We start from the raw sequence: 23,512 nt of genomic DNA on the forward strand, positions 1-23,512 counted from the left end.
TCCGCACCGTCGACAGTTGAGGGCAGGTGGCTTTGATGCAGGCCGTGGCGACGGTCGAGGAAAGACCGTACTGCCGGCCAATAGCGATAGCGAGTCACAGGGTCTATTCGCGGAAGCCCCTCACGCTCCCATACGGCTGCTATCGCCATCCAGCGTGCCTTGGCGCGAGGCCCGAGCACACGCTGCGCAATAGCCTCCTCTGAGAGGTAGAGAGGTGAGTTGTCATTCGCCGCTTTCATTTCCCCTCCAGAAAGCAAAACTGCGCCCGCCGAGGCCGGCGAGCGCAGTAACCTATAGGACCGCTTTACCACCTCGATGTCAACTGGCTGCCGTCAGTCGTCGAAGCCCAAATCCGCCACATCTTCCGCAAAGAACCAGTCCCGTGCCGTCTCGCCCTTGCGATCGAACTGGACGAGATAGGAGGTGCGTCCGTCAGGCAGCCTGCTCGTCCCGACAACCGCGCCGGTCATCGTGACTATCGCGCCAAGCGCCAGCCCACTGTCGTTAACCGTCTGCGCATCCATGGTGTAGCTCCTCGTTGCTAGTTGATGCTAGCATTGGTATAACGATGCTAGCACATTGTCAACTAGCATCTGCTAACAATTGCAAACAGGAGTGACCACATGGCCCGTACCGCACCCCTCGGCCTTAGAATTGAGCCCGCCGTGAAGGAAGCTCTCGAGCGAGCCGCAAAAGCCGATCGCCGCACCGTCGCCTCCTATGTCGAAATCTTGCTCATCGCGGATCTGGAGGCCAAGGGCTTCTTGCCCAAGGGTGCAGCCGAGTAGACGGCGCGCCGCTGCTATCAAATTCACGGCGCGCCTGATGCCGAAGCGTCGACATCGGCCATCCGAACCAGCCCGCCCGATCTCGGCGGGCTGCATGCATCATTACGAAGATCCGCTCCAAAGTCAAATACCGCTTTACCGCTGTAATGCCCAGTAAAGATGCAGGCGCTATCGCCAAGATTGTCAAGCAACGTAGGCGAAAACGCCTACGCTATTCTCCTCTGGACTCAAACGTTGTTTTATGTAATCCATTTATAGTCACCAGCGCACATTCGATGAACTTGCCTACATTCTGAACGCTCCGCAACGCCGAGTGTCGTACGGCGCCATCTTGCCGCGCCTGGCCGAAAGTCTGGCCACAGGCCTCGCGATCGGGGTGGGGATTGCGGTGGTACGCGCGCTGGCTGGATAGCGGCGCCGCGTGCTAATCTGCGCAATGGCAAAGGATGAGTTCCAGGCAAACTGGCGTGGTGCCCGCAAGTATCAATTCGACGAGGAAGCGCGCCGAAAGCAGGCCGCGCTGGATCGTAAGTATTCCTCCGCCGCGGACCACGACGCAAAGATCGGCCCCTGGTCACAGCCTCACACAATCGAGTTGCCGCCTGCGCCTGCGCCTCCTCCTGTGGAGCCACCCGTTCAACCCCAGCCAAAGCGACGGCGGCGGCTCCTAGTCACTCTCCTAATCGCAACCATCGCTTTGGTTATAGGGTACGTTTCGCCGCTCCTTTTCGAACGGCCACAGGTTCTCTCACCGATTGAGCCTCAGAGCACGGAGCCTCAGAGCGGCACCCAAGAATTGCCAGCGAAGGTGCCCCTCCCAACGAAAAGGCCCCACAAATAGTTTCGGTGGCTATGGACAAGGCGTCCACCCCTTCCGCTGCTCTGGCGTCACCGCATGATTAGTGAACTGCAAGTTTCGGTCGTCTCGGCCGGCGGCGCGGCACTCGTGGCAGAAGATCACCTTGATCAGGTCGTAGTGCAGGCACCCCTGGTCCGGCCCGAGCCGCTTCACCAATTCCGCCACGTCGAGGACAGCCTTGCGCCTGCAAGTGAGACAATCGACCGACAGACCCGTGCCGCCTTCAAGTTTGCGGCCGAGCGTACCTTCTGAAAAGGGGTATTTGTTTCCAATGGCGATCCTCATAATGGGGTCGCCGCACCGCCGAAGGATTTATTTGCTGACTGCCTTTGACTTCAAGCCATCAATCGGATTTGCCCACCTCTTCAAGGCCAACAATCGCAGCCCGGAGCCAACAATCGCAGCCCGGATCGCCTCATAGGCGCTCCCGACCTCCTCTTCGATCTCGTCCTCGGAAACACCTGCGGCCTTCGCATCGGCGAACAGCTTGGTCGTCAGCTCCGCCACAGAAATGATGTCGGCGCCGACGCTGCCGCGCATCACGTTATCGGTGACCCACTTTCCAAAGAATTCTGCCCCGCGTTCGCTCATAGGCGGTGCCGCGCCTTCAGGAAATGAGCCTCTCGAAGCAGGGAATTCCAATCGATCCCGATCAGTTTGATCAGCTCGCGGGCTTGCTCTTCGGTAATGTCTGCCTCTCTGACCAGGCGATCGGCCAGCACCTCAATCGCGCCCTGTCGCGACGAACCTTCTCTCTTGTTCTCGTCACTCATGAAAATGGCCTCCTAATCTCTAGAATGATCTGGAGGGCGGACTGTTCAGGTCAGGCAAAAAAATTCGGCGTCGGCTGAGCCACGGGGATCATCCACGGACCCGGGCCGCCGGCGGTCGTGCCAGAAGACGCAAAGGACTGACGCTGCCGACAGACCTCCTGATTTTTCTTCGCGTCAGGCCTGCAGTGTGAGATAATTCGGAGCGGCGTTGAGGGCGTCGACAAATGTCATTGTCCCGCTACAGTGGTGTTTACGAACCCGCTGATCTGGCCATGCTCCAGCGGGTGTTTGACCGGCTGTGCGACGAGCGCCGCCTAGCCAAGAAAGACCGTGAGCAGCGGGAGTTCCTGGCCATGGAAGTCTTCCAAGTTTTCGACGACGGCACCACCGACGAAGCTGACCTGTTGCGCGCCCTCTCTAAGCACCGACGGCAAAGCGCTCGTTAAAAGCCCGCCGCCTCAGGGAGAGAACGACGGGCTTGTGCTTGGGCTTAGAGCTGGCGGCCAAGGGGGACGACGACCGCCACTCCGAATAATGGCCGGGCTAGCATTCAGTTCCGAACAATTCGGCGAATTCTGAATGGTAAAAGAGGGCTGGTGGAACACCCGCAGCCCGGCTCGCTTATCATGGTGACACAGGATTCGCGGGCCGGGCTAGCGCCGACACTTTCACTCGGGGGGAGTGGCTCAGTCGACGCAGAGTGTCCGGTTACCTCTAAGCCCGCAACCGCGACTGAGGTCCCAAACTCCGGCGCATTGGTCCGACGATGATACTGCTGTCATTCTAGGAAATAAGCCTCCCGAAGCAGGGCGTCCCAATCGGTTCCAATCTGCTTGATCAGCTCTTCGGCTTGCTCGTGGATAATGCCCGTCTCTCTCACTAAACGACCAGCCAACAGATCAAGCGCGGCCTCTGCCGTCTTGTCGCTTTCTTCGCCTTCTGCCCGGCCGCCCTCGCGGTGCTGCATCGCGTCGAAGATCACCTCAAAGACACTGTCGACCTCCTCATTGATCTCGTCCCTGTCGATGCCTTCGCGTTCCGCAGCCTTCGTCATCTGAACTACTAGGTCGCTAATGGCGGCCGGGTCATCCGTCATCGCGTTCGGCAGATGCTCTGCCATCCACCGGTCGAGAAAATTGGCGCCGCGAGTGCTCATTTTGCGATAAGCACGAGGCCTATATTAGGTTCCGCTTGACGAAAAGCTGGCGGCCCCAAGAGGCAGAATGGAAAGAACCCGCTCCAGGACGCTATGCGGAGCGGGCTCCCCTCTCTAATCCGTGCCGGAACGCAGTCCTCCGGACCCAGGACATGCTAAAAGCATCTTCCTTGCTTCAGTGGGGAACAAGTAGGCCTTCCGATAGCAAGAGGCTTATTCGATGAAAGAGCCGCTCCCGGTGCGACGCTGGGCGGGCTCTTTGTCGGGAGATGCCGGCGTCTCTCACCCTCCCGGTGACAGGCGGCAAATCATCCCGGCGCGGCGCTCTCGGGTTAGGGAAAGAGGCGCCGTCCGATTCCTCAACATGGCTCTGAAGAAAAGGTTCCAGACCGTTACATTAGCAACATCTTGACGAAGCCTTTGGCCGCGCCAGACTCGTTAACCATGGCGAAGGGCATCCACATTGGCGACGAAGTCGCCATCACCGCGACGGTGCGTCGTCGGGTGACAGAGGACCGTGTCAGCGTCTCAATCCCGTCGTATGGCTTTCCCCATTCGATCCTTGACCGAACATCGAAGGTGAAGAAGGGGCAGCCGATCGAACTGTTGGGCGATGTCACCTACGTTAACGAAGGCAGGATCACGGTGAACCTAGGCATTCCCGTCACCGTGGATGCCGACACCGTCAGGCTTGTGACACGCTACGTTCCGCCGAAGCGGAAAGCGCCGCTGGTGGACAAGGCGACTTAGACAGTCACGGCCAACATCATCGGCTTTGCCACCTTAAGCCGATAAGCCTTTAGCGGTCGTTCCATCAGCCACCATGATGCCGTAGCGATGCCGATCGATAGAACCGCAGTCGCCGAGAAAGACGTGTAGGGGCCGAAGTGACTTCTAAAAACGACGGCAATTGGCACGGACCACAGGTATAGCGAATACGAGATGAGACCCAAGGCTGCCAGCGGCCTGGCCCTAAGCGCCCCGGCAATGATCGAGCCTTCCTGGATGGCTGCCAGAACCAACGCTGCCGAGCACATATCGATAAGCATGCCGACAGGCAGAAGGGCGAGGACGTACTTGTCGAGGAGTGCTATCGCAGCAGCCATGCCGATAAGCCCTGCTATGCCCAGAAGATTGGCTTGCGAGGCACTGGGTCGCCACGGCAGATAAGCGACTGCGGCACCCAAGATCAGCCCGCTCATTCGCGTGTCGAACCGAAAGTAGGTGTGGCGCCAATCTCCCCACGCAATTAGGTCAATCATCCTCCACATTGAGGCGGCGACAAACAGGCCGAGCAAGAGCACAACGGCCTGACGGTCGCTGCAGCGCCGACTGATCAATAGGATCACCGCCGGCCAGAGCATATAGAAATGCTCCTCGACCGATAGAGACCAGGTGTGCGTAAGGGTGCTGGGCTCTCCCCAAAACGCGCGGCCGTAATCGGCGAGATAGAGGCCCGCCAGCGCCAACTGTTGCCAGACACTCGCAGGAGCAAAGAGTACTGGCGCGGCGACGGCATAGACTGCAAGAAAAACCAACAATGGCGGCCAGAGCCGGAGAGCGCGGCGGACATAGAATTGTGTCAAGGCTATCGTTCCGGTCTGCTCTGTCTCGCTCTTTAGCAGCGAGGTGATGAGGAAGCCGCTCAGGACGAAGAAGACGTCGACACCAATGAAACCGCCCGGCGTGAAGGGTAACTTGCAGTGAAACATCGCGACCGCAAGCGCGGCCAGCGCTCTAATTCCATCCAACGATGGATTGTGCTTCACCCCTTTGCCCCGTCGCCCCAACGACAAGGCAACAATATGCATCGAAGGCTTTAAACATCAATACTAATCTTGCAGCGACTGAGTGGGGTCCTGCTCCCGCGCGGATTGATGTGACGGAGTTCTTCAGTTCGCTAACAGCCTGGCCCGAGCTTGCGAGGATGGTCGGACACCGCCCCACCTGTTACCGTCGCCGTTAGTCCGGCCTTCAATTCCCGCGTCTCCCTGACAATCGGAGCGTAGAAGAAAAGTGATGCAGGACGAATGAGCATGGGGGAAAAAGCCTTCGCTAGGGCCGCTATCTCGGCAGCATCGAGCTGTGAATTCGACGCGTCGGCCCAATGCCCGATCTCGGCGATCTCCCCCACGTAGGAAGGCCAAAAGGTGTCGAGACTGTCGCCCAAGACGATCGGCAAATTATTTCCGACCTTGTTCCACAGAGCGCTAGAATTGCCACTGGCCTCTTGCGCGCCATCAACAAACAGAGCGTTCGCCCCACCGTTGTTTCGGTTGTAGTTAAATACGACCGAATGCCAATTACCATCGTTAATCGTCGTCGTGGAGAGCAACTGTATTGCTGGCGTAGCGCTTGATGAATAGCCTTGCACCATCAGCTTGCCGGCCGTGTTGTTCAGAATGAAACCAAAGCCCCATCGGCTGGAAGTATCCCAATAGACGACTGCCGCCGCGTTGACAGTGGTTTGCGTGGTTTTCATGCGAAAGGCGAAAGAGCCAACCGCCGGTGAGGTTGTTGGCATTGACCAATAGAGTTGATCCGTTCCGCCAGCGAATGATCTGGCCATATTATGCACCTCCATATGCGTGCGGCGGCGGCTCGGGCGCGGCTGGTTGGTTGGTCATGTTGTGAATCCTGAGACTGGAGCGACGTTCTGGACGCTCCCTATGGCAAGTATAAGCGGGTCGATTCGGCTACCAATTCTAAGCAGACCGTTATAAACGTTGCCGGGTTTGTGGAATGAAATTGGGCTAGAGGGTGGGCCATGCAGCCGGAAAAGATCGAGCAGATTGCGGGGAAGAAAGAGGACCTAATTGCGCAATTTGCGGGCCTTACCCGCACGTTAGTGGAGTTGGTTGATCAAGACGGCCAGGTTTTTGATTTCTCCCGTGTAATCAACGGGACGCAAGACTCATTTTCCGATGTGCAGGCAAGAGTTGTTCTCACGGCCGAAATGGTTGACGATCTGCTCAAGTCACAAGCATCGCCGATTGTGCCGGGTAGCCTCGTCACGCGCATTGAGACCGGCCTTGTCGCGTTGAAGGATGCTGCCGGCGCGGCTGATGGGCGAATTAGCAGTATCTCGGCGAGTTATGGAGGGCTGAGCAAGCTGGACTATTCCAACTTTGTCGCCACGGCAAAGAATGGACAGCAGGTGCCGCTAGTATCCGAGCTCCAAACCCTATCAACAAGATCCGACGACCTTCTGTCCAACCTGCTAGGTGTTGCGCCACTAATTAGGCCGCGTTCGGGCTATCGATTTGGAGTGGCAGCAAAAGCGTTGTCTGGCTTGATTGAAGAGGGCAGCCGCGTTTTGGCGGGTGCCAAGGCATCACACGCAACGAGCCGCTCTTCGTCTGAAAAGATTTTGGCTTTGGAGCATGATGCGTCCGAGGCCGCCGCCACGGTTCAGCGACTTCGCACAGAAAGCGATTCAGATCGCACTACCATTTCGAGCTACCTGGCCAAGGTCACAGAGAGTGCTGCGTCCGTAGACAACATATTAGACAAAGCTAAAGACCTAGAAACGTCCGTCGACGCATCTGAGGACAAACTGGCAATTTTCGACAAGCAACTTTCAGATCGAGAACGCCAATTCAAAGACGGCGAGAAAAAACTCGGCGACTTGATCGACGGCATGGCTGCAAAGGATACTGAAATCGCCAGGATCATTGCACGCTCTGAGGAGATGCTGTCGTCAGCTACCGTCGCCGGTCTGGCCAGCAATTTCGAAGGAATTCGGGCCAGTTTGACGACAGAACTGAAGGCAGCTGGACAGGTTTTTTATGGAGCGATCGGATTTCTATTCATCAGTGCCATACCACTGATAGCGCTGATTGTTGTACCGATAGCTAAGCCGTTTATCGAACTATACTGGCCGCAGATTCACATCATAGATGCTACGGCTCCAGGATCCGAGTGGCAGTATTTAGGGCAGGTTCTTGGCCGAGTGCTAATTTTAGTGCCAGCAGCTTGGTTGGTATCCTTTACGGCTATCCGGTATTCATCCTTGTTCCGGTTGCGGGAGCACTATGCGTACAAGTACTCTATGGCGGTTTCCGTCGAGGGGTTTCAGAAGCAGGCACCAGACTACCAGCAAGAGATTGCCGCAATGGTGCTAGAGCAGCTTGCCTTCAATCCTGTCGACAAACTGGTTCCGTCAAGGGAAATGAAGGAGGGCAAGGCGCCACTCTTCCTTGGCGTTCTGCTTGAGCGATTGAAGCTGGGTCTCGCGCAAACCCATCAAAGCGAAAAGGGAGGCAATTAGCTAATCCCCGCAGCCAATGCGCCGCCTCGGTCCGAATTTTCCTCAACCCACCTTCAGAAACCGCATCAGTCCCGCCGACAGCTGCTGCTTTATCCGGCTTGCGGATGCGGCGAAGCGCGGCCTTCTGGTTACCTGCAGCTGGCGGCGTTTGAGGCTTGGCCGCCTTTCGGTTTACGGCGCGGCATGCGGGGTCTCATCGAATCCCCCGCAACCGGTGATCGCGCTCCATCTTTTCGATCACGCGGCGCCTTGCTGCAGAGGCGTTGGCCGGCGCGTCGGCAGAGCGCGCCAGGACAGCGGAAGTTGTCTCATAAGCCGGGAAGCCGGTGAGGGTCGCCTCCCACAGTTCGACCTTGGTGACGGTTCGCAGCGGAAGAAGATTGCCGCCGTCTTCCCATTCCTCTTCAAGGAACCGGCCAGCGAATGAGCAACCTTTCACGTCTCGCCTGCGTACCGTCCCTAGCGCCGTCTGGCCTTCAGGTGTTGTGGGATCGACGTCGAGCGAGAAGTACAGGCCAATGCGGTCTTGGACTAGCTTGAGGCTTCCCGCGCTCGTGCGCCCCAGAACTCTCCCGCTATCGTGGTTCAACAGCATCACGATATCTCTGTCTCGCAGAGAGTCAGTGAATGCCCCAGGCGCAATGCGTTCGCGAAAGTCGGAGCCGATCGTCGTGATATCCCCAAAGCGCACGCAATAACCAGAGATTACGTTGTCGCTCAAAGTTTGGCCTCCAACGCGTCCTGGCGCGCCTCCCTGCGGCCGAGACTTGACTTGGCGCGCAACTCGCTCGCGATTTCTTTTGGATCTGTGGCGGCTATCCGCACCTTGCCATCCGGCATCTTGATGCGCCGCTTGACGCCCGCGCTCTTGGCGCGAGAGGTATCAGTCCGCTCAACCGACATGACCGGCCTCCTTCAGGTAGCGCTGCACATGCCCGTCGCGGGCGTCGCCGAGGAAGTGGGGCCGCTGGCCGAAATGGCTCGAGCCGATATCCTCAGCCTCGACGTCGTCCGCGAGCATAGCAAGGTCACGGTGCGCCCTCTCAACAACAGCAAGCGCCTCGCACAACACCTTCTGGCGCCGGTCCCACTCAGGTCGAACGAGCGCGATGGCCTGCCTCACGGCCGGTGTCTTTGCGTCACGGATTCGGCTTTCGATGGCTCGCAAAGCGGCTTCATGGTCGGACTTGTCCGTACGCACCTCGGCGAGCCTTTTGCGGTTGGCGGCGTTGGCGGTCGGACCGTCACCAAGCAGGGCTGCGATGCTAGGCCGAACCTCAGGGGCTGGATCCGCCTCGATCAACTTCTCGATCTGCCGCCCTTCGGCGATAAGTTCGCGGAGGCGCTCGTTGAGTTCAGCGCGCCTTGAGAGCAAGCCGGCGTAGACGTCATCGCATTCGGCAAGCGACGGCACTCGGAAGGGCGCCGCCTCGGCATTCACAACATTGGATCGCTTAAGCATTGTGGTCTCCAAACAGGTCATTAATGACGTCTACAAAGGCGCCGCCATTGATTTCCACCGACTTGCGATGGCCATAAGCCTGCCAACGGCCGGGCTCGCCAGCACTGAAGCGGCGCGTATCGATCGGATCGACAAGGACGGTCTCGGGCCAAGAATTGACCACCGTGATGATGGTGTTTGCCGCCCGTGCTTTTGCGTCGGTCGAACCCGCGGCGGCGATCTCGGCCAGGATGTCTAGGACGTCACCAGCGGTGTCGCCAATGCCTTCTGGTGCACCCTCGGGAACGCCTTCACGGCGGAGAGCAACATATTCGCCCACGGTGTCGGCGACCGCGCGGAGCGGCGCGTCCAGCGCGGTAGCGACCATAAGTTTGGTAACATGCTGCGGCGACAATTCTGGTGATTTGCCGGGAGCGCCTGACGGCAACTCGCCCGCTTCGGTTAGTACTCTCGCGACCGCGCTTACGCGGCCGGGATCAAAGCCGATGCGACGCACGATCGCATCGACGGCTTGCTTCGTAGAAGCCATCTGTTTTCCTTGAGTTTAGAAATTCGCTGATGCGATGTGTTTAAAAAAGCCAGGCCGAAGCCTGGCTGATTGTCCCGCCTCTGGAACTGCCAGAAAGACGGGTGCAGCTATCGCGTGGGGCGATCGCTGCGGCGCAGCCGAACAGAGCGAACGGCCGCGAGAAGTGAACCTTCAATATGTAGATTCTAGACGAGCCGTTTAGGTTCACCCGGCATCGTCATACTCCTCAAGCAGCCTGGCTGCGGCAAGAACGCCGCATCGGACACGGTCCTTGCCGACAGCGTCCGCTTGCTTGCCTGAGAAGCCCGCCGCACGTCCTATCGCGCCAAAGCCCTGGCCGGCCGTGGCGTCGTAAACGGCGTCATAATGGCCTGGCGCCATCCGCTCCTTAATCCAGGCAATGGTCGCCCGCTCTGCGAAATTGTCGTTGGCGGCCGAGGGCGCGAGATCGTCGGCATAAGTCCGCCCTTCGTCGCGCAAGCGCGGATCCCTTTGCTTTTTTTGGCGAGGATTCACGGCGTTGTCGGGATATTTCTTGCCGTGGCGTTCAACCCATATGTCATCGCCATTCAGCGGGTTCTTGTTGAGGCGATAGCCGATAATGATGCCAGCCTGGTTGAATTTGAAGCGCCCCGACTGAGCAGTGCTGCAATAGGCGCGCTCGATCGGAGGGCTAAACTCAGGAAGCCCATATTGGTCTTTCCCAATTTCCTTGCCGGGGATCGCTGCAACGGCTCGCTCGTGCATCGCCATCGGGCCGTTGAAGTAGTCTTCGATGATTTTTTCGGCGCTCCGCCCCTCGCATTCGACGGACTCGTCTTGGCCGAAGTAATCTTCATGGTCGGCCTTGCCTTCCAACCATTTGGGATAGGCGTTCTCGGACTCGGCGCGCGATAGAAGCTCGTCCATCCGGTTCAGCGTCCGCACGGCCAGGAGATTGTCGGCAGGGCTATCGAACAGCCGCCCGCTCTTTGCTCGATCCATCACGGGATTGACGTGACCGCGGCGGTTGTCATTAGCCGCCACGCGACCTTCCGCCTGGTCGGCGGAATCCAGATTTTCCATTGATTGTGCTCTGTTCCCGTTGGCTGCCCCACGCAGCCGTCTTGCTTTGTGCCGGCTGTGCCGGCGGCCTGAAGGTGCGCCATCAAAGGCCGCACGACTCGAACATGTGTCTTATAGGCGAAATCGCCTCGCTTGTCAAGATTTGGTATCAATCTGCCGTATGCGCGCTATATATTGCGTACGCGCAACCGAAATGCTAATGTCCGAATCAACCTCAAGCCCCAGATGGCCCCGCCTTGGATAAGCGGTCACCCCAAATGGCTTCCCTTGAGGCCCGTGCCGGGACTGCGAGGAATCCGAACGGCGGACGCCGAGGGACAATCCGAGCAACCTCCCTGGGATCCAACGGGGTCCGACGAACGCGGTTCGAAACGCTGACGCCGGTCCGATGCTGCCATGAAGGCCGGGATAGTCCTTCGATGGTGCGCTAACCGCAACCCTATTGGGCTGCGCCGGCGTGGTCCTGAAAGGGCATCCACAGATGTGGAAACGCACCACAGTGACCATCAGCATTAAGATCAATCTCGCGGCTTGCCTCTTGGCGATAGCCGCGATCCTGAAGGTCTTGATCTGAAGACGGGAGGCGCTGGGAGAAATCCCAGCGTCTTACCCTTCTTTTTTAGGCCGCCACCAGCCTCCGATACACCGCCAACTCTTGCGGCATCGCCGCGCCACCCGAGCGAGGGTGCCAACAGACATGTCCGGCAAGCAACCGCTCGATTGGAGCGCCGGCCTCCTCGAGCAGGTGAGCTAACTGCTGGAACTCCGGCCACAGGCTTGCCGGCCATCGCGGCTCGCTATCGACGTAGGTGCGAAAGGCTTCCCGCAGTTCTGGCGTCACAGGGAACTCGACGCGGATGGCGTGCTTTCGCTTTGTCTTAAGCCGCCTCACGTTGCCTCCGCAGCACCTCAAAAATATACGGCTCGCCCTGTTCCGGCCACGCGTAGAACTGCGAGCGCGGGTTGCTCCATTCGGCCTCGAGTTCGTCGCAGTGGTCATCCCAGATTGCGAGCATCGTCTCATCCTCGATCATGCCCGGTCTCGGCGCTGGGTCGAATCCATAGTCACCAAGGCATTCGAAATAGTCGCGCCCCGCCCGCATCAACAGGTCGGCGTCAACCAGCGGGATTTCGGTGCGCTTCGAGCGGCGCCGTTTGATACGCCGGACCATTTTAGCGGTACTCCCGCGTACGAGGCGGACGGCTATCGGCTGGTGCGTCGACATCTAGAGCCAGCTCCCTGGTGAGCCTAGCGAACGCGATGCGAGCCGAATTGTTGATGGAAACTTCCGGTCTTTCCTTTGGCTGGCCGAAGCGATCGCTGAAAGTCTGGCCGTCTCTGTCCAGAACCTCTCGCGCAGTCTGGGCTTGGTCCCAGGCCTCGGCGGCGAGGGTCAATAGGCGCAGGTGGTGGCCCTCCAACTCGTAATTTTCCGTAACGGATTTGAACCACTTCTTTGTCGCTGGACGTAGGTGGGCGGGCGGTTTTGCCGCCTGAATCGTATGTGATTTCATGCTGATTTTACCTATTCTCAGGCCGCAACGCCTTGTTGCTCAAGGCGGCGGCAGAATATTTGTTGAACCGGTCCCTCACGCATGCGCGCTATGGGGGGACGAGCGGTCTGGGGCTTGGTTCGCTCCAGAGATCGAGATTCCCCCACCGGGGCGAGGCGCGATCATTATGAACCGGCCAAGCCGGGTAGGTTAACAAATCATTGTGCGCCGCAATAAAATTGTTGCATTGCACACATTAGCCCATTAGAAATTACTAAACCTAGGTTTTTGGGGCGGGCCAGGCGGGGTTGTCGCGGCTCTCCTTTTTCGGAGAGCCGTGGCTTCCCTCCAGCTACGCTGCCTTCTCGGCCGGCTTGTTATCGTTAGCGGGTTCGCGGCCGGTCAGCCGATAGAATTCAGCCCAGCTCAATCGTCGGCCGCGGTACGCTCCATCGAACCTGGCTGTCTCTGCTGCGGTCGGGCTGTCGAATAGGCTCATGCTGCTTCCTCCTACTATGATTGTTCAGTTTCACCACAGGCGGATGCAGATGCATTGATGCATCCCCTAAAGGGGGGATGCATCTGCATCTTTGCATCTCGCCGTTTAGCTGGTCCTTTGATGCAGATGCAGATGCATAAAATGCATGCATCTCACCCTTGCATCTCGACTAGGGTGTAGACCTTCGGCGAGCCGGATGATGCCACTCGGCCGGTCTTCTCCAATGCCTTGACGGCTCTGTGCCACCGAGATTGCATCGTCCTTTCGTTGGCTTCCGGCTCAGTCTCTCGGAACTTGGCCAGCCACATACCGCCGCCAACGGCGTGCCCGCCAGCGGATAGCTCTAGAAGGATGTCCCACGCATCGGCCTCGGCCTTCGCCTGCTTCGTCTCAGTTGCCTTTACCAAGTCGCCAACAACGTCAGCCGCGGGTATGATTACTGGCGCGGTGATCGGCTCGCCGTCCTCGTCAAGGCCAAGCTCAACCGATTTCATAGTGAAGCAAAGGATATCGCCTTCTACGCCATCATTCGCGCCGTCACAGGCGAGCTTGAATGTGTCACCGGTTTTCGTGATGCGAAAGCTTGCATCCACGGCGCCGTCGAAATCGATTCCGCCCTTGGCCCGACCGGTTTCCCAGCCCTCATGGTGGATGACGCTGGTATGCGCGCTGGGGAACGTTTCTTTGAGCAAGTCGACGTTGTGGACGTACTTCATCATGTCTTGGCCAAGGTTTTGGTCCCTGCCGCCGAATGTTCGCGCCAAGGTGTCGATCGTGATGCAGCGGCATGGCAAGCCGTATTCCACCTCTAGCGCCCTGATGATCTTGACCATCTCCTGCGCGTCCTGACGCTTGTCGTCGGTCAGGTTCGGCGTGCCGCCTATCACCACAAGCGGAACATCTTTGCGCTCGTCGCCATAGTGTTTGCGGTAAGCCATGACGCGGCGATCTTGCAGCGCCTTGCGCTCGGCAGCGAAGTAGACCACCAAACCTTGCTCGACCTTGTGTCCGTGCCAGTCACGGCCGGATGCGATGTGGTAGCAGATGTCGGTCTCGAGCACCGACTTGCCACCGCCAGGCTTGGCCACCATGTAGGAAATCTCGTCAGCGTACCGAACGCCTTTGACGACGACAGGCTTGGGCTTGGCTTTGCCGAGATCACGGAATCGCGTGATGGTGAACTTGCCGATCTTCTGGTTGTTCTGGTTGTCGGCGATCCTGGCAGTCTCTCGCAAAACCTTACGAGATGGTGCATTCGCCTGCTCGGCCTTCAGGTCTCTCGCCACCATGCGGATCGCAACGTCGTGGTCATGTGCCGGACCAGACAGCGCGGCAATGATCATGTCGCCGGTCTCGCGGTCCACATACATCTGCGCTTTGGTGTCGGCCTCGCATTCCGGAATGTCATCGACAATGACGGCCCATCGCATGGCTTCGTCCATGTCGGCCGGGTCTGTGTCAGCCGGCTCGAACTTGTCGGGGGTAAGGGTGTAGTCTTCCCAGCCGATGTCGACGGGACGCACCTTAACAGTGCCCCTGGCCTTCGCTGCGCTGGTATAGAAGAAGTCACCAAGGCGTTCAGTGTCGCCAGCCTTGATAAGGTCGAGCAGTGTCTCTTTAGGCTGAGGCTTTGACATTCAGATCCATCCCCACGGCGCGGAGCGCCATCTCAATAATTTGCTGGCGGGCGGCCCGCGATACGGACAGCGTATTGGCGGCGCGGCCAGGCCCATAAAGCAGGATGTTGCCGTCCGGTGCTTTGACCACGCAGCAGTCGTAAACGGTGACGTCTGGCGTCACCTCAAAATTGAACTTCGCAAGCGTAACGAATCCCCGCGGGCTCGGTGCTTGGCGCACAGCCCGCGCTGAACGTATTTTCAATGTCGTGATTCCAGTTGGAATGATGGGCCTAGATGCCCGCAGCACCAGCCAACGGGCAGGGGGGCGTCAAAATCCGCATTGCGGGACGTCCCGTAATTAAATCAACAGCTTAACACAGGATGCGGAACTGCTCGCGGCTCTCGAAGGCCATGGCCGAGCGGCAATAATCGAGAAGCTGCGTCCAGTTGGACAACACCTCACGGCCGCGCACTTCGCCGCGCGCCATGCGCTGGGCGGTGGCGGCGATGACCTTGAGATCGGTCGCCACCGTCGGGCCGATGCCTTTGACTTCCTCGAGCAGAGATGCCGGGGCGCCAAGCACCTCAGCCAGCGAGCCGAAACGGGCAATCAACGCCTTGGCGATCGGCTTGGTGTCAACGCGCGGGATCAGCCGGAAAAGCAGCAATTCGAGCAGCTCGTAGTCGGGCAGAGCGTCCGCGCCGCCCGCGACGAAGCGCTCGCGCAAGCGGTCGCGATGGCCGTGATAATGCGGCTTCTCCGCCGCCACGGTCTTTTTTTGTAGCTTCTGTGGCGGTTCGATCCAGGCTTCGGAAAAGAATGCCCGCTCGTCGTCGATTTTTCCCATAGCCTGGCCTCTCCCCTTCAGGCTTTGGCCAGGAAACTAGGCTGGCAGGCCGGGCCGGTCGAGCTTTTTCGGCGAGAGCGTGAAGATCTCGCAGCCGGTGTCGGTGACGCCGATCGTGTGCTCGTATTGCGCCGAGAGCGAACGGTCGCGCGTCACCGCCGTCCAGCCGTCCGACAGTACCTTCACATGCGGGCGGCCGAGATTGATCATCGGCTCGACGGTGAAGATCATGCCGGGCCGCATCTCGACGCCTTCGCTGACGGTGCCGTAGTGCAGGATGTTCGGCGCGTCATGGAAGAGCTGGCCGACGCCATGGCCGCAGAAGTCACGCACCACCGAGCAGCGCTCGGCCTCGGCATAGGTCTGGATGGCGGCGCCGATGGCGCCGGTGCGGGCGCCGGGCTTGATGGCGGCAATGCCGCGCATCAGGCATTCGTAAGTCACCTCGAGCAGGCGCTCGGCAGCGCGCTTGATGGTGCCCACCGGATACATGCGCGAGGAGTCGCCATGCCAGCCATCGAGGATATAGGTGACGTCGATGTTGACGATGTCGCCGTCCTTGAGCGGCTTGTTGTCCGGAATGCCGTGGCAGACGACATGGTTGATCGAGGTGCAGGACGATTTGGTGTAGCCGCGATAGTTGAGCGTCGCCGGCAGGGCGCCATGGTCCATGCCGAACTCGAAGACGAAGCGGTCGATGGCCTCGGTGGTGACGCCAGGCTTCACCATCGATACAAGCTCGTCGAGACAGCGCGCGGTGAGATCGCAGGCCTTGCGCATGCCGGCAAAGCCGTCCTCGCCGTAAAGGCGGATCTGGCCGGTGTTTCTCAAGGGGGCCGTTGCGGCGTCGAGATAGGTAACCATTCTTGTCCGTTCGCGGATTGGCTCCTGACGCGAGCCGATGCGGAAAATTTTCTCCAGATTTGGCACCGGAAGCCGCAAGGTTCAAGGACGAAGTGCCTTCAACCGGTTCGCTGCGCGGAATATTCGCTGGCGCAGGGGTTGGCGCGTCCGGGCCGCCGCAAGCTTTCCTTTCGCCGCCCCATGGGGTAGGGCGGGACCGGATAGAGGAGATTTGTGCCGTTGACGGCATCGGAACACGCAAGATCGACGCTGCTGCCGGTCAGGACCGCATGCTCGGCCCTGATGGCGCTGCTCGTGCTTGCGCTGGTGGGCTTCGTCCAGGCTGAAGTCTCCGCTTCCACAGCGGCGGCCTCGGGCGGCGCCGGCATTAGTGCTGCGCGGCAGGGCGAAACGCTCGCGCTGCTGAGGGTCACCGGCAAGGCGCAGGCCGTCGAAGTCCGCGCCGGGCGGCCGCTGCCCGTAAAGCTCGTGAGCGGGAATCCCGGCGCGCTCGCCCCAGTTCCCGATTTCGTTGTTGCCGGCCAGGCTTGGTCGGCACAGGCACGCATCGCGCCTGTCTTGGTGGCCGCGCCGCCCTCGCATGCCAACCAGCCTCGGGCGCCACCAACCGCCTGAGCCCGGCGGTCGCCGACCGCAGCCTTCACACCCCAAACATTCCTTCGCGCCGCGACCTGGCGACGGCCATCGGCCGTCCGCCGGTCGCGTGGCGCGTCCATTGGACATTTCTCGATGCAACGTATCAAGTCGTTCAAAACGCTCACGCGCGCTGCCGCGGCAGCCTCGTTTCTCGCCGTCCAGGCAGTCATCTGCATCGGCACCGTTTATTGGGCCGTTGCCGCAACGCTTCGCATGGAAGGGACGGCCGCGCTCGTGCTCGCTGCCATTTTCGCCGTACCGTCCGCCTATCTGCTGATGGTGGTCTCCCGCATGGCCTACGAGGCGGAGACGGATCCGGCCAACCAGTAGACGCACCGGATGGGGAAATCTTCGACAGGCGGTAGCAGTTGCATCGCCCTGTCGGACGATCCGGCGGAGTGCCGATCTGCCGCACCAAGGGCCAGACCGCTCACCGCACTGAGGTCACATTCGTGGGCCAGAAGGCGGCAAAAGCAAATTTTCGGAACGAACGGCGTTGCTCCAGCCGCGCCGGTTCGGGAGACAGGGAATGGACAGACTGCAATTCGAGGTGCCGGTGCGCATCACGCCCGCGCCTGGCCTGCCGGTCGAGGAAATCTACAGCGTCGAGCAGGCGCTCGACTTCCTGCAGAACTGGCCGAAGCGCCGGCAGGGCAAGGTCTATGACGCCGCCTTCAACGCCTGCTTCGGCGCGACGGTCGATGTGGCAAGCTCGGAGGACGCCTGCCGGGCCTTCATGGCCTTCTGCCGCGTCAGCGGGTTGCTCGCCCGGGACATGATGTTGCCGGTCAAGCGCGGCGGCAGCGCAAGAGGGTTTCGCGAGGCGAGGGCGTAAAGCTTCAACCGGTGAAAGATACCCCTCGGTAGCGCATTCCTACCTGCACGCCGCGAACGATCAGTCTGGACAGGATCTCCATGTCCAGCGGCATTTCCGGACGCCACACATCGAGCAGCAAGGCAATACGCGCCTGATCGGCGTTGTTCATGACCTCGTGCTCGAAAGTGTCGTCCCACAGCATGCACTCGCCGTCGGAGATCCGCCTTTCCTCGTGGTTGATCATCATGATCGTCGCCGGCCGGCCATCCGCCTGTTTCGGGATGACCAGGCCGAGATGGAATCGCATGATGCCGCGAAAGGGACCGCGATGGGCCGGGATGTGCTTGCGCGGCGCCAGGAATGAGACAGCCGCCGATTTGACCTCGGGGCATTCGGACAGCAGCCGGCTGAGGGTAGGCATCCGCGCCAGATTTTCCGGGATCGTCATGTCGTAGGCCTTGAGCACGAACATGCGCCAATCGAGGCCGTCATTGGCCGAGATTTCGGCCTGCTCGGGCATAATGTCGTGAAAGCGCGGCACCCTGTTCAACTGCACCGACAGCGCTTCGTCTCGAATACTCTGCCATGCGGCCGCGAACTTCGTCGCGTTGGGAAAATGGGTGCTGGTGTCAAGAATCGCCGGTGCATCTATGCGCTTTTCATAGATACGACGCACCAGATCGGTTCCAAGATTGTAGACGTTCGACATCGCATTGCCTCGACCGGTTTATAGTATAGTGGGTGATTGCTTTCAGCCATCGCTCACGGAGATTTGTTCCGAGAGCTTCCGATAGCCGTTCGGCTTAGGATCACTCCGCCGCAGACGGGAGCCGCGGACCAGCGCTCGCATCGGCGACTTCAGGATTTGGAGCTGTCGATCGCGCCGCAGGATGCGGTCGAGGCCGTGGAGCTGGACCGGCTGGTCCGCGACATCGAGACCGAGATGACGGCGCTCGGTCACGCGATGACGATCGATCATCTCGACACGGTGTCGGTGAAAGTCTGCGCGCTCGGCCTGCGCCGCGCGCTGCGCAACCTGATTGTCAACGCCGCCATGCACGGCAAGGGCTGCATCGTTTCGTTGACCGGGCAGGGCGGCCGGGCGGTCCTCACCATCGCCGATCGCTGCCCCGGCATTCCGCCCGACCTGTTGAACAAAGCCTTCGAGCCGTTCTTTCGGGTCGATCCGGCGCGCACGCAGTTCATCCCGGGGGCGGGATTGGGCTTGGCCATCGCGAAGGAGATTGTCGAGCGGTACGGGGGACAATCAGGCTGGAGAACCGGCGGGGGCTGGTGCAGACGGTGGTGTTTGGGGCGGTTCTCTAGTGGAGCGCCAGTCAACTCGACTGATGCCTGCCGGTGCTGTTCACTTGACCTTCTTGATCTCCGGAGCCGGCATCTGGTCAGTTGTCGGAGCCGGCGTGCAATCCTGGCCCTTGCAGTCCAGGACTGGGTCCTCGGCTGGGGGCAGGCAATTCTGCCCCTCGCAATGAACCGGCGGCCGTTCTGGCGCTTTTTTCACCGTTCTGCGGAGCAGGCTGATCGTCAGCGCGAACGGGCAACACGCCTGCTTGGCCGACCATGGCCGTGCACACAAGCGCGATCCGAAGCAATTTCATTGCCTCCTCCACGGCTGAGGGCGAGCCGTACTTTACACTTTCGAGTTAATGCCGACTCCCGTCACCCAAGAACGACGTTAACGGCGCGTTTCCACCCATGCTCGACGCGGATGAGCCCATTGAACGGAAGCGATCTCGTGCGTGCTGTCCATGGCGTATTCGTGGGAAATGCTGGTACGCCCAAGGGGAATGAAACCGAAACCAGATTTCGATTTTGGCCCGGCTGCTATGTGGCCGGGCTTTCTTGTCTTGTGGCAGAAAAGTCACGCAGCTTGAATATGCAGAGGCTCAACCAGCGCGAGCTTATTATCCAGCTAAGCGGGGCGTACCGTTTGTCCACGGGCAATGGGGATGCCCGACTCCTCCCGAACTAGAGCCCGCTGCTTCGGTGGCGGGCTTTTTCATGCTAGCGCCTCTTGGCCTTTTCCAACTGTAGCAGCAGCCATTGCCAGACCAACCGCACCAACGCTCTGATCAGCCGCACGTTTCCCAGCCCTCCCACGGCTCCCGCTTGGATCTGCCGATAGTCGCAGGAACTCCGGCGGAATCAGTCAGCGCCGTTCACGCAAATTCGCGGACGTATATTCGGCGGACATTCGACGTAAGAGGGGAGATGGTAGCTAAGTCCTTGATTTTTGCTGGTACGCCCAAGGGGAATCGAACCCCTGTTACCGCCGTGAAAGGGCGGTGTCCTAACCGCTAGACGATGGGCGCGCTCAGACGAAGCGGCTTATAATTGCGTTGTTCGCAACCGGCAACCCATCCGCGGCCACATGCGACAACTTTTTTCGAACGTGGCAAAAACCGCGCTTTCGGCGAAGTGGCGGAGAGTGTCAGCCGTCCTCACCACCGCCGCCACGCCGGCGGCAGCGCCAGTTCCAGTCGCGCTCGGGGCCGACGTCGACATGGATTGATTCGGTGTGGCAGTAGGTGCCGACGCCGCCGCGGCCGGGCATCGAGCGGACATAGTTCGCCAGTTCCCACTTGGAGACGCCGGGCACCTGGATGTCGGCGGCGGCGCAATACATGTGCAGCGAATTCTTGGCGCCGTTGGCGCGGCGGTTGCGAGACGGGTCGCGATAGCCGGAGGTGACGATCATCTTGCGGCCGAAATGGCCTTCGATCGTCTTCAGCACGCGCACTAGCGACGGCTTCAGGCAGGCAACGTCGACGCCTTCGTTCTGCTTCAAGAGGCCGTTGGGCGCGAGCCTCGCCATGCCGGCGGCGGAGGCCACCTGGTAGGAGCCGCCTTCGTCCTCATTGAGGTCGACATCGCTCTCGTCGTCGATGCCGGACTTGCGCTTGATCTCGAACAGCGCCGTCTGGCGCACGCCCGGCAAGGCGTCGGCGCCGGTGATGTGGTTGCTGCTGTCGTCGCCTAGGGACGCGAGCTGCACCGGCTTGTCGCCCGGCGTCGCGGAGGCGAGCGTCACGATCGGCTTGGCCGGCGGCGGCGTGGTCTTGGCCTGCACGGCCGGCTGGTCGCCGGAGCGCGCGTTGTTGATCAGCGGCGCGGGCGCGGCGGAAGCCGGCGTGGTGCTGAACAGCGAGGCGAACAGGCCCCTCTTCGGCGCGGCGATCGGCTGCTGCGCCGGGTCACCCGCCGTCACGTAGACGCCGCCATTGTTCATGACCGGTGCGGCCTGGGTCTGGGCTTGCGATGCGACCGCGGCGGCATCGCCGGTAGCGACCTTTTCGGCGGCGGCTTTCGTCTCGTCGGCCGTCTGCGCCGGTTGTACCAGCGGCTGCGGCGTGTTCCCGGCGATCGAGGTGGCGCCGGCGGGCTCGGCGACCGCCGGGAAGGCGGCTCCGGGCCGCGTCTCCGGCACGTAGGCGACCTTTTCCGGCAAGGGCGTGTCGCCTTCGCTCATCACGGTCGATGCCGCCTCGGGCGCGGCAGACGCTGCCTGCAGCGACGAATCGGTCGAAGCTACGGGCTTGGCGCTGGTGACCGCGCTCATCTCCGTGGCGGTTGAATTATAGGCGGGCGTAACGACCGACATCGTCGGGTCGCCGGTCGAGGTGCAGGAGGCCAGGAGCACGGAGAAAAGCGCTGCCGCAATGCTGCGGCTTTCCCCTCGTGCGAGACGCCAACCTGCTGGTTTCAAAATAAAATTCCCCCTCGGCATCCGGTCGGTACATCATCGCCAGGGCGCTCCAGTGCCTTTGGCGATGACCTCCTGTTCCCGAACCGGAAACGGGATATTCGTCAATCTGCAAGCCTCGGATTTATGCTGCGTCTGAAGGCGAACTGAGGCTGCGAAAACGATTAACGCCACCATTTCGCCCTGTTTTGGCGGGCCGTCAACTCACCAGACATTACAGTCCGTTACACACGCACCTTGACATAGGTGCCCGGTGCATCCCCCAAGGTTTTCATACGCTTGCCGGGTTTGCGGGCGGGGATATGCACATTGTCCTGGTTTTCGATCCAGTGCTGCCAGTGCGTCCACCACGAGCCCGAATGCTCGTGCGCGCCGGCGAACCAGGTGTTGAAATCTCCCACCGGCTTGGCGCCGGTCCAGTACTGGTACTTATGCGCGGCCGGCGGATTGACGACGCCGGCGATATGGCCGGAGCCCGCCATCACATACTCGACGTCGCCGCCGAAAAACTGCGAGCCGAGGAACACCGAGAGCGCCGGCGCTATGTGGTCCTCTTTCGTTGCCAGGTTGTAGACGGGGATCGTTATGTCGGCCAGCGAGACGGTGCGGCCGGCAAGTTCCATCGTGCCGCGCGAGAGATTGTTCTCGAGATAGCAGTTGCGCAGGTAGAAGGAATGGTTGGCCGCCGCCATGCGCGTCGAATCGGCATTCCAGTAGAGCAGATCGAAGGGCAGGGGATCCTTGCCGCGCATATAGTTGTTGATGACATAGGGCCAGATCAGGTCGCCCGAGCGCAGCATGTTGAAGGCAGTCGCCATCTTGGTGCCTTCAAGATAGCCCTTCTCGCTCATCGAGCGCTCGACCGCGGCGACCTGATCCTCGTCGACGAAGACCTTGAGATCGCCGGCATAGGTGAAGTCGACCTGGGTGGTGAAGAAGGTCGCCGACTTGATGCGGTGGTCGCCTTCCTGCGCCAGAAGCGCAAGTGCCGCGGCCAGCAGCGTGCCGCCGACGCAATAGCCGATCGCGTTGACTTCCTTCTCGCCGGTCGCCTTCTCGACCATGTCGAGGCCATATTGCAGGCCCTCGCGGATATAGGCCTCCCAGCCCTTGGCGCCGTGGCGCTCGTCCGGGTTGATCCAGGAGATGACGAAGACCGTGTGACCCTGCTCGATCGCCCAGCGGATGAAGGATTTCTGCGGGTTGAGATCGAGGATGTAGTATTTGTTGATCCAGGGCGGGCAGACGAGCAGCGGGCGCCTCAGCACCGTTTCCGTCGCCGGGTCGTACTGGATGATCTCCGCGACATCGCTGCGGCCGATCACCTTGCCGGGCGTCGTGGCGATGTTCTTGCCGATCTCGAACGGCGCGTAGTCGGCCTGGCGCAGCTTCAGGTCGCCCCTGCCGGCGGCGATGTCCTCGGCCAGCATCTTCATGCCGCGCACAAGATTCTCGCCGTTGGAGGCGACGGTCTCGCGGAACAGTTCCGGATTGGTCAGGATGAAGTTCGAGGGCGCGATCGCGTTGGAAACCTGCTTGACGTAGAAGCTCGCCTTGTGGCGGGTGTGCTCGTCCAGGCCCTCGGCATGGTCGACGAGGTCCGCGGCCCAGCGCGAGGTGACGAGATAGGCCTGTTTCAGGAAATCGAAGAAGGCGTTGCGGCCCCATTCCGGGTCCTGGAAACGCTTGTCGCCGCGCTCGGGCTTGATCGCGTCCTCAGGCGCTTCGGCATTGGGGCTGACCTTCTGTATGGCGTTCGCCCAGACGGTCATATAGCCGGCGAAGAGCCGCGTCTGCGCTTCCATCGCGCGCTGCGGGTCGGCCAGCCAGTATTCCGAGAGCTTGGAGAAGGTCTTGACCATGTCGACCACGGGTTCGGCGACATGGTCGCGCACCTCACCCTTTTCGCGCGGCTCGGCCCAGGCGGAGGCCGCCTTGCCGGCCTGCTCGATCATGCGCGCCATGTTCAACGCGAAGCGCTCGGGATCTTTCACCAGATATTGCTCGACGGTCGAAGGTCCGCCATTTTCCGCTTTGTCCGAATCGGGCGCTTTGGACATGGTTCGCGGGGTTCCTCCCGGAGCGTTTTCTTGACATATTATCATGGGA

The 23,512-nt window shown here is 60.4% G+C and carries 28 protein-coding genes, 1 tRNA gene and 1 pseudogene; 9 read left to right on the forward strand and 21 right to left on the reverse strand.

The window, feature by feature from the left end; all coding sequences use genetic code 11:
* Positions 1-332: 332 nt before the first annotated feature.
* Complete coding sequence (locus RFN30_RS24000) at positions 333-524, reverse strand: hypothetical protein (protein ID WP_320264552.1); 192 nt, start codon at positions 522-524, stop codon at positions 333-335.
* Positions 525-623: 99 nt separating this feature from the next.
* On the opposite strand from RFN30_RS24000, the gene RFN30_RS24005 reads away from it, so the two are divergent.
* Both RFN30_RS24005 and RFN30_RS24010 read left to right on the forward strand, forming a co-directional pair.
* Positions 624-788: a hypothetical protein gene (locus RFN30_RS24005; RefSeq protein WP_292571117.1), complete on the forward strand. Its 165-nt coding sequence runs from the start codon at positions 624-626 to the stop codon at positions 786-788.
* An 895-nt stretch (positions 789-1,683) separates the two neighbouring features.
* Complete coding sequence (locus RFN30_RS24010) at positions 1,684-1,899, forward strand: hypothetical protein (RefSeq protein WP_320264553.1); 216 nt, start codon at positions 1,684-1,686, stop codon at positions 1,897-1,899.
* Between the two features lie 60 nt (positions 1,900-1,959).
* Here the strand turns inward: RFN30_RS24010 and RFN30_RS24015 are convergent, their stop codons facing one another.
* Together RFN30_RS24015 and RFN30_RS24020 are read right to left on the reverse strand one after the other, a co-directional pair.
* Positions 1,960-2,238, reverse strand: a complete 279-nt coding sequence (locus RFN30_RS24015; protein WP_320264554.1) for a DUF768 domain-containing protein — start codon at positions 2,236-2,238, stop codon at positions 1,960-1,962.
* On the reverse strand, positions 2,235-2,420 hold the full coding sequence (locus RFN30_RS24020; RefSeq protein ID WP_320264555.1) for a hypothetical protein: 186 nt from the start codon (positions 2,418-2,420) through the stop codon (positions 2,235-2,237). Before RFN30_RS24020 ends, RFN30_RS24015 begins: the two co-directional genes overlap by 4 nt.
* A 224-nt stretch (positions 2,421-2,644) precedes the next feature.
* Between RFN30_RS24020 and RFN30_RS24025 the strand changes: the two genes are divergently transcribed.
* Positions 2,645-2,866, forward strand: a complete 222-nt coding sequence (locus tag RFN30_RS24025) for a hypothetical protein (RefSeq protein ID WP_320264556.1) — start codon at positions 2,645-2,647, stop codon at positions 2,864-2,866.
* Between the two features lie 332 nt (positions 2,867-3,198).
* Here RFN30_RS24025 and RFN30_RS24030 read toward each other — a convergent pair whose 3' ends face one another.
* The gene (locus RFN30_RS24030) at positions 3,199-3,576 is read right to left on the reverse strand and encodes a DUF768 domain-containing protein (protein ID WP_320264557.1); all 378 of its coding nucleotides are present in this window, start codon (positions 3,574-3,576) and stop codon (positions 3,199-3,201) included.
* Positions 3,577-4,020: 444 nt separating this feature from the next.
* On the opposite strand from RFN30_RS24030, the gene RFN30_RS24035 reads away from it, so the two are divergent.
* Positions 4,021-4,326 carry a hypothetical protein gene (locus tag RFN30_RS24035; protein WP_320264558.1) on the forward strand — a complete coding sequence of 102 codons (306 nt, stop codon included), beginning with the start codon at positions 4,021-4,023 and terminating at the stop codon, positions 4,324-4,326.
* Here the strand turns inward: RFN30_RS24035 and RFN30_RS24040 are convergent.
* Positions 4,323-5,387 (reverse strand): acyltransferase family protein, encoded by a 1,065-nt coding sequence (locus tag RFN30_RS24040; RefSeq protein ID WP_320264559.1) that lies wholly within the window; start codon positions 5,385-5,387, stop codon positions 4,323-4,325. The genes RFN30_RS24035 and RFN30_RS24040 overlap by 4 nt on opposite strands.
* A gap of 89 nt (positions 5,388-5,476) precedes the next feature.
* Entirely contained in the window at positions 5,477-6,145 is a 669-nt protein-coding gene (locus RFN30_RS24045; RefSeq protein ID WP_320264560.1) for a LamG-like jellyroll fold domain-containing protein, read from the reverse strand.
* Positions 6,146-6,343: 198 nt separating this feature from the next.
* Here RFN30_RS24045 and RFN30_RS24050 point away from each other — a divergent pair, with 198 nt between their 5' ends.
* On the forward strand, positions 6,344-7,846 hold the full coding sequence (locus tag RFN30_RS24050) for a hypothetical protein (protein WP_320264561.1): 1,503 nt from the start codon (positions 6,344-6,346) through the stop codon (positions 7,844-7,846).
* 193 nt (positions 7,847-8,039) lie between these two features.
* On the opposite strand, the gene RFN30_RS24055 is transcribed toward RFN30_RS24050, so the two are convergent.
* From RFN30_RS24055 to map, 11 genes and pseudogenes are all read right to left on the reverse strand, one after another.
* Complete coding sequence (locus RFN30_RS24055; protein WP_320264562.1) at positions 8,040-8,567, reverse strand: HK97 family phage prohead protease; 528 nt, start codon at positions 8,565-8,567, stop codon at positions 8,040-8,042.
* The gene (locus RFN30_RS24060) at positions 8,564-8,749 is read right to left on the reverse strand and encodes a hypothetical protein (RefSeq protein ID WP_320264563.1); all 186 of its coding nucleotides are present in this window, start codon (positions 8,747-8,749) and stop codon (positions 8,564-8,566) included. The genes RFN30_RS24055 and RFN30_RS24060 overlap by 4 nt, the downstream gene beginning before the upstream one ends.
* On the reverse strand, positions 8,739-9,308 hold the full coding sequence (locus RFN30_RS24065; RefSeq protein ID WP_320264564.1) for a hypothetical protein: 570 nt from the start codon (positions 9,306-9,308) through the stop codon (positions 8,739-8,741). The genes RFN30_RS24060 and RFN30_RS24065 overlap by 11 nt, the downstream gene beginning before the upstream one ends.
* Positions 9,301-9,837, reverse strand: a complete 537-nt coding sequence (locus tag RFN30_RS24070) for a hypothetical protein (protein ID WP_320264565.1) — start codon at positions 9,835-9,837, stop codon at positions 9,301-9,303. The genes RFN30_RS24065 and RFN30_RS24070 overlap by 8 nt, the downstream gene beginning before the upstream one ends.
* 204 nt (positions 9,838-10,041) lie before the next feature.
* On the reverse strand, positions 10,042-10,902 hold the full coding sequence (locus RFN30_RS24075; RefSeq protein WP_320264566.1) for a hypothetical protein: 861 nt from the start codon (positions 10,900-10,902) through the stop codon (positions 10,042-10,044).
* A gap of 878 nt (positions 10,903-11,780) precedes the next feature.
* The gene (locus RFN30_RS24080) at positions 11,781-12,074 is read right to left on the reverse strand and encodes a hypothetical protein (protein WP_320264567.1); all 294 of its coding nucleotides are present in this window, start codon (positions 12,072-12,074) and stop codon (positions 11,781-11,783) included.
* Between the two features lies 1 nt (position 12,075).
* Positions 12,076-12,417 (reverse strand): P27 family phage terminase small subunit, encoded by a 342-nt coding sequence (locus RFN30_RS32330; RefSeq protein ID WP_347349919.1) that lies wholly within the window; start codon positions 12,415-12,417, stop codon positions 12,076-12,078.
* 630 nt (positions 12,418-13,047) lie between these two features.
* Positions 13,048-14,532 (reverse strand): AAA family ATPase, encoded by a 1,485-nt coding sequence (locus RFN30_RS24085; protein ID WP_320264568.1) that lies wholly within the window; start codon positions 14,530-14,532, stop codon positions 13,048-13,050.
* Positions 14,513-14,776, reverse strand: a complete 264-nt coding sequence (locus tag RFN30_RS24090; protein ID WP_320264569.1) for a hypothetical protein — start codon at positions 14,774-14,776, stop codon at positions 14,513-14,515. Before RFN30_RS24090 ends, RFN30_RS24085 begins: the two co-directional genes overlap by 20 nt.
* Before the next feature lie 115 nt (positions 14,777-14,891).
* Positions 14,892-15,362, reverse strand: a pseudogene (locus tag RFN30_RS24095) (UPF0758 domain-containing protein); the annotation flags it as partial.
* A gap of 36 nt (positions 15,363-15,398) precedes the next feature.
* Positions 15,399-16,226, reverse strand: coding sequence for a type I methionyl aminopeptidase (gene map / locus RFN30_RS24100; protein WP_320264570.1), 828 nt, complete (start codon positions 16,224-16,226; stop codon positions 15,399-15,401).
* A 219-nt stretch (positions 16,227-16,445) separates the two neighbouring features.
* Between map and RFN30_RS24105 the strand changes: the two genes are divergently transcribed.
* The 3 genes from RFN30_RS24105 (at position 16,446) to RFN30_RS24115 (ending at position 17,697) form a co-directional block, all read left to right on the forward strand.
* Positions 16,446-16,841 carry a hypothetical protein gene (locus tag RFN30_RS24105; RefSeq protein ID WP_320264571.1) on the forward strand — a complete coding sequence of 132 codons (396 nt, stop codon included), beginning with the start codon at positions 16,446-16,448 and terminating at the stop codon, positions 16,839-16,841.
* 114 nt (positions 16,842-16,955) lie between these two features.
* Positions 16,956-17,192, forward strand: coding sequence for a hypothetical protein (locus tag RFN30_RS24110; protein WP_320264572.1), 237 nt, complete (start codon positions 16,956-16,958; stop codon positions 17,190-17,192).
* 199 nt (positions 17,193-17,391) lie between these two features.
* Positions 17,392-17,697, forward strand: coding sequence for a DUF982 domain-containing protein (locus tag RFN30_RS24115; RefSeq protein WP_320264573.1), 306 nt, complete (start codon positions 17,392-17,394; stop codon positions 17,695-17,697).
* 4 nt (positions 17,698-17,701) lie between these two features.
* Here the strand turns inward: RFN30_RS24115 and RFN30_RS24120 are convergent, their stop codons facing one another.
* Positions 17,702-18,388 carry an aspartyl/asparaginyl beta-hydroxylase domain-containing protein gene (locus RFN30_RS24120; protein ID WP_320264574.1) on the reverse strand — a complete coding sequence of 229 codons (687 nt, stop codon included), beginning with the start codon at positions 18,386-18,388 and terminating at the stop codon, positions 17,702-17,704.
* Positions 18,389-18,544: 156 nt separating this feature from the next.
* On the opposite strand from RFN30_RS24120, the gene RFN30_RS24125 reads away from it, so the two are divergent.
* Positions 18,545-19,672: a sensor histidine kinase gene (locus RFN30_RS24125; RefSeq protein WP_320264575.1), complete on the forward strand. Its 1,128-nt coding sequence runs from the start codon at positions 18,545-18,547 to the stop codon at positions 19,670-19,672.
* A 265-nt stretch (positions 19,673-19,937) separates the two neighbouring features.
* On the opposite strand, the gene RFN30_RS24130 is transcribed toward RFN30_RS24125, so the two are convergent.
* From RFN30_RS24130 to phaC, 3 genes are all read right to left on the reverse strand, one after another.
* Positions 19,938-20,012: transfer RNA gene (locus RFN30_RS24130), tRNA-Glu, on the reverse strand.
* Positions 20,013-20,131: 119 nt separating this feature from the next.
* Positions 20,132-21,427, reverse strand: a complete 1,296-nt coding sequence (locus RFN30_RS24135; protein ID WP_320264576.1) for a YcbK family protein — start codon at positions 21,425-21,427, stop codon at positions 20,132-20,134.
* Positions 21,428-21,627: 200 nt separating this feature from the next.
* Positions 21,628-23,463: a class I poly(R)-hydroxyalkanoic acid synthase gene (gene phaC / locus RFN30_RS24140; protein WP_320264577.1), complete on the reverse strand. Its 1,836-nt coding sequence runs from the start codon at positions 23,461-23,463 to the stop codon at positions 21,628-21,630.
* Positions 23,464-23,512 lie beyond the last annotated feature (49 nt).

Origin of the sequence: Mesorhizobium dulcispinae, assembly GCF_033977345.1 — a bacterium.
Classification (GTDB): Bacteria; Pseudomonadota; Alphaproteobacteria; order Rhizobiales; family Rhizobiaceae; genus Mesorhizobium; species Mesorhizobium dulcispinae.

What these genes read in the sequence shown, in the direction of transcription:
- RFN30_RS24000 (WP_320264552.1), bottom strand. Translation starts at nt 524, where the DNA reads ATGGATGCGCAGACGGTTAACGACAGTGGGCTGGCGCTTGGCGCGATA.
- RFN30_RS24005 (WP_292571117.1), top strand. Translation starts at nt 624, where the DNA reads ATGGCCCGTACCGCACCCCTCGGCCTTAGAATTGAGCCCGCCGTGAAG.
- RFN30_RS24010 (WP_320264553.1), top strand. Translation starts at nt 1,684, where the DNA reads ATGATTAGTGAACTGCAAGTTTCGGTCGTCTCGGCCGGCGGCGCGGCA.
- RFN30_RS24015 (WP_320264554.1), bottom strand. Translation starts at nt 2,238, where the DNA reads ATGAGCGAACGCGGGGCAGAATTCTTTGGAAAGTGGGTCACCGATAAC.
- RFN30_RS24020 (WP_320264555.1), bottom strand. Translation starts at nt 2,420, where the DNA reads ATGAGTGACGAGAACAAGAGAGAAGGTTCGTCGCGACAGGGCGCGATT.
- RFN30_RS24025 (WP_320264556.1), top strand. Translation starts at nt 2,645, where the DNA reads ATGTCATTGTCCCGCTACAGTGGTGTTTACGAACCCGCTGATCTGGCC.
- RFN30_RS24030 (WP_320264557.1), bottom strand. Translation starts at nt 3,576, where the DNA reads ATGAGCACTCGCGGCGCCAATTTTCTCGACCGGTGGATGGCAGAGCAT.
- RFN30_RS24035 (WP_320264558.1), top strand. Translation starts at nt 4,021, where the DNA reads ATGGCGAAGGGCATCCACATTGGCGACGAAGTCGCCATCACCGCGACG.
- RFN30_RS24040 (WP_320264559.1), bottom strand. Translation starts at nt 5,387, where the DNA reads ATGCATATTGTTGCCTTGTCGTTGGGGCGACGGGGCAAAGGGGTGAAG.
- RFN30_RS24045 (WP_320264560.1), bottom strand. Translation starts at nt 6,145, where the DNA reads ATGGCCAGATCATTCGCTGGCGGAACGGATCAACTCTATTGGTCAATG.
- RFN30_RS24050 (WP_320264561.1), top strand. Translation starts at nt 6,344, where the DNA reads ATGCAGCCGGAAAAGATCGAGCAGATTGCGGGGAAGAAAGAGGACCTA.
- RFN30_RS24060 (WP_320264563.1), bottom strand. Translation starts at nt 8,749, where the DNA reads ATGTCGGTTGAGCGGACTGATACCTCTCGCGCCAAGAGCGCGGGCGTC.
- RFN30_RS24065 (WP_320264564.1), bottom strand. Translation starts at nt 9,308, where the DNA reads ATGCTTAAGCGATCCAATGTTGTGAATGCCGAGGCGGCGCCCTTCCGA.
- RFN30_RS24070 (WP_320264565.1), bottom strand. Translation starts at nt 9,837, where the DNA reads ATGGCTTCTACGAAGCAAGCCGTCGATGCGATCGTGCGTCGCATCGGC.
- RFN30_RS24075 (WP_320264566.1), bottom strand. Translation starts at nt 10,902, where the DNA reads ATGGAAAATCTGGATTCCGCCGACCAGGCGGAAGGTCGCGTGGCGGCT.
- RFN30_RS24080 (WP_320264567.1), bottom strand. Translation starts at nt 12,074, where the DNA reads ATGGTCCGGCGTATCAAACGGCGCCGCTCGAAGCGCACCGAAATCCCG.
- RFN30_RS32330 (WP_347349919.1), bottom strand. Translation starts at nt 12,417, where the DNA reads ATGAAATCACATACGATTCAGGCGGCAAAACCGCCCGCCCACCTACGT.
- RFN30_RS24085 (WP_320264568.1), bottom strand. Translation starts at nt 14,532, where the DNA reads ATGTCAAAGCCTCAGCCTAAAGAGACACTGCTCGACCTTATCAAGGCT.
- map (WP_320264570.1), bottom strand. Translation starts at nt 16,226, where the DNA reads ATGGTTACCTATCTCGACGCCGCAACGGCCCCCTTGAGAAACACCGGC.
- RFN30_RS24110 (WP_320264572.1), top strand. Translation starts at nt 16,956, where the DNA reads ATGCAACGTATCAAGTCGTTCAAAACGCTCACGCGCGCTGCCGCGGCA.
- RFN30_RS24115 (WP_320264573.1), top strand. Translation starts at nt 17,392, where the DNA reads ATGGACAGACTGCAATTCGAGGTGCCGGTGCGCATCACGCCCGCGCCT.
- RFN30_RS24120 (WP_320264574.1), bottom strand. Translation starts at nt 18,388, where the DNA reads ATGTCGAACGTCTACAATCTTGGAACCGATCTGGTGCGTCGTATCTAT.
- RFN30_RS24135 (WP_320264576.1), bottom strand. Translation starts at nt 21,427, where the DNA reads ATGCCGAGGGGGAATTTTATTTTGAAACCAGCAGGTTGGCGTCTCGCA.
- phaC (WP_320264577.1), bottom strand. Translation starts at nt 23,463, where the DNA reads ATGTCCAAAGCGCCCGATTCGGACAAAGCGGAAAATGGCGGACCTTCG.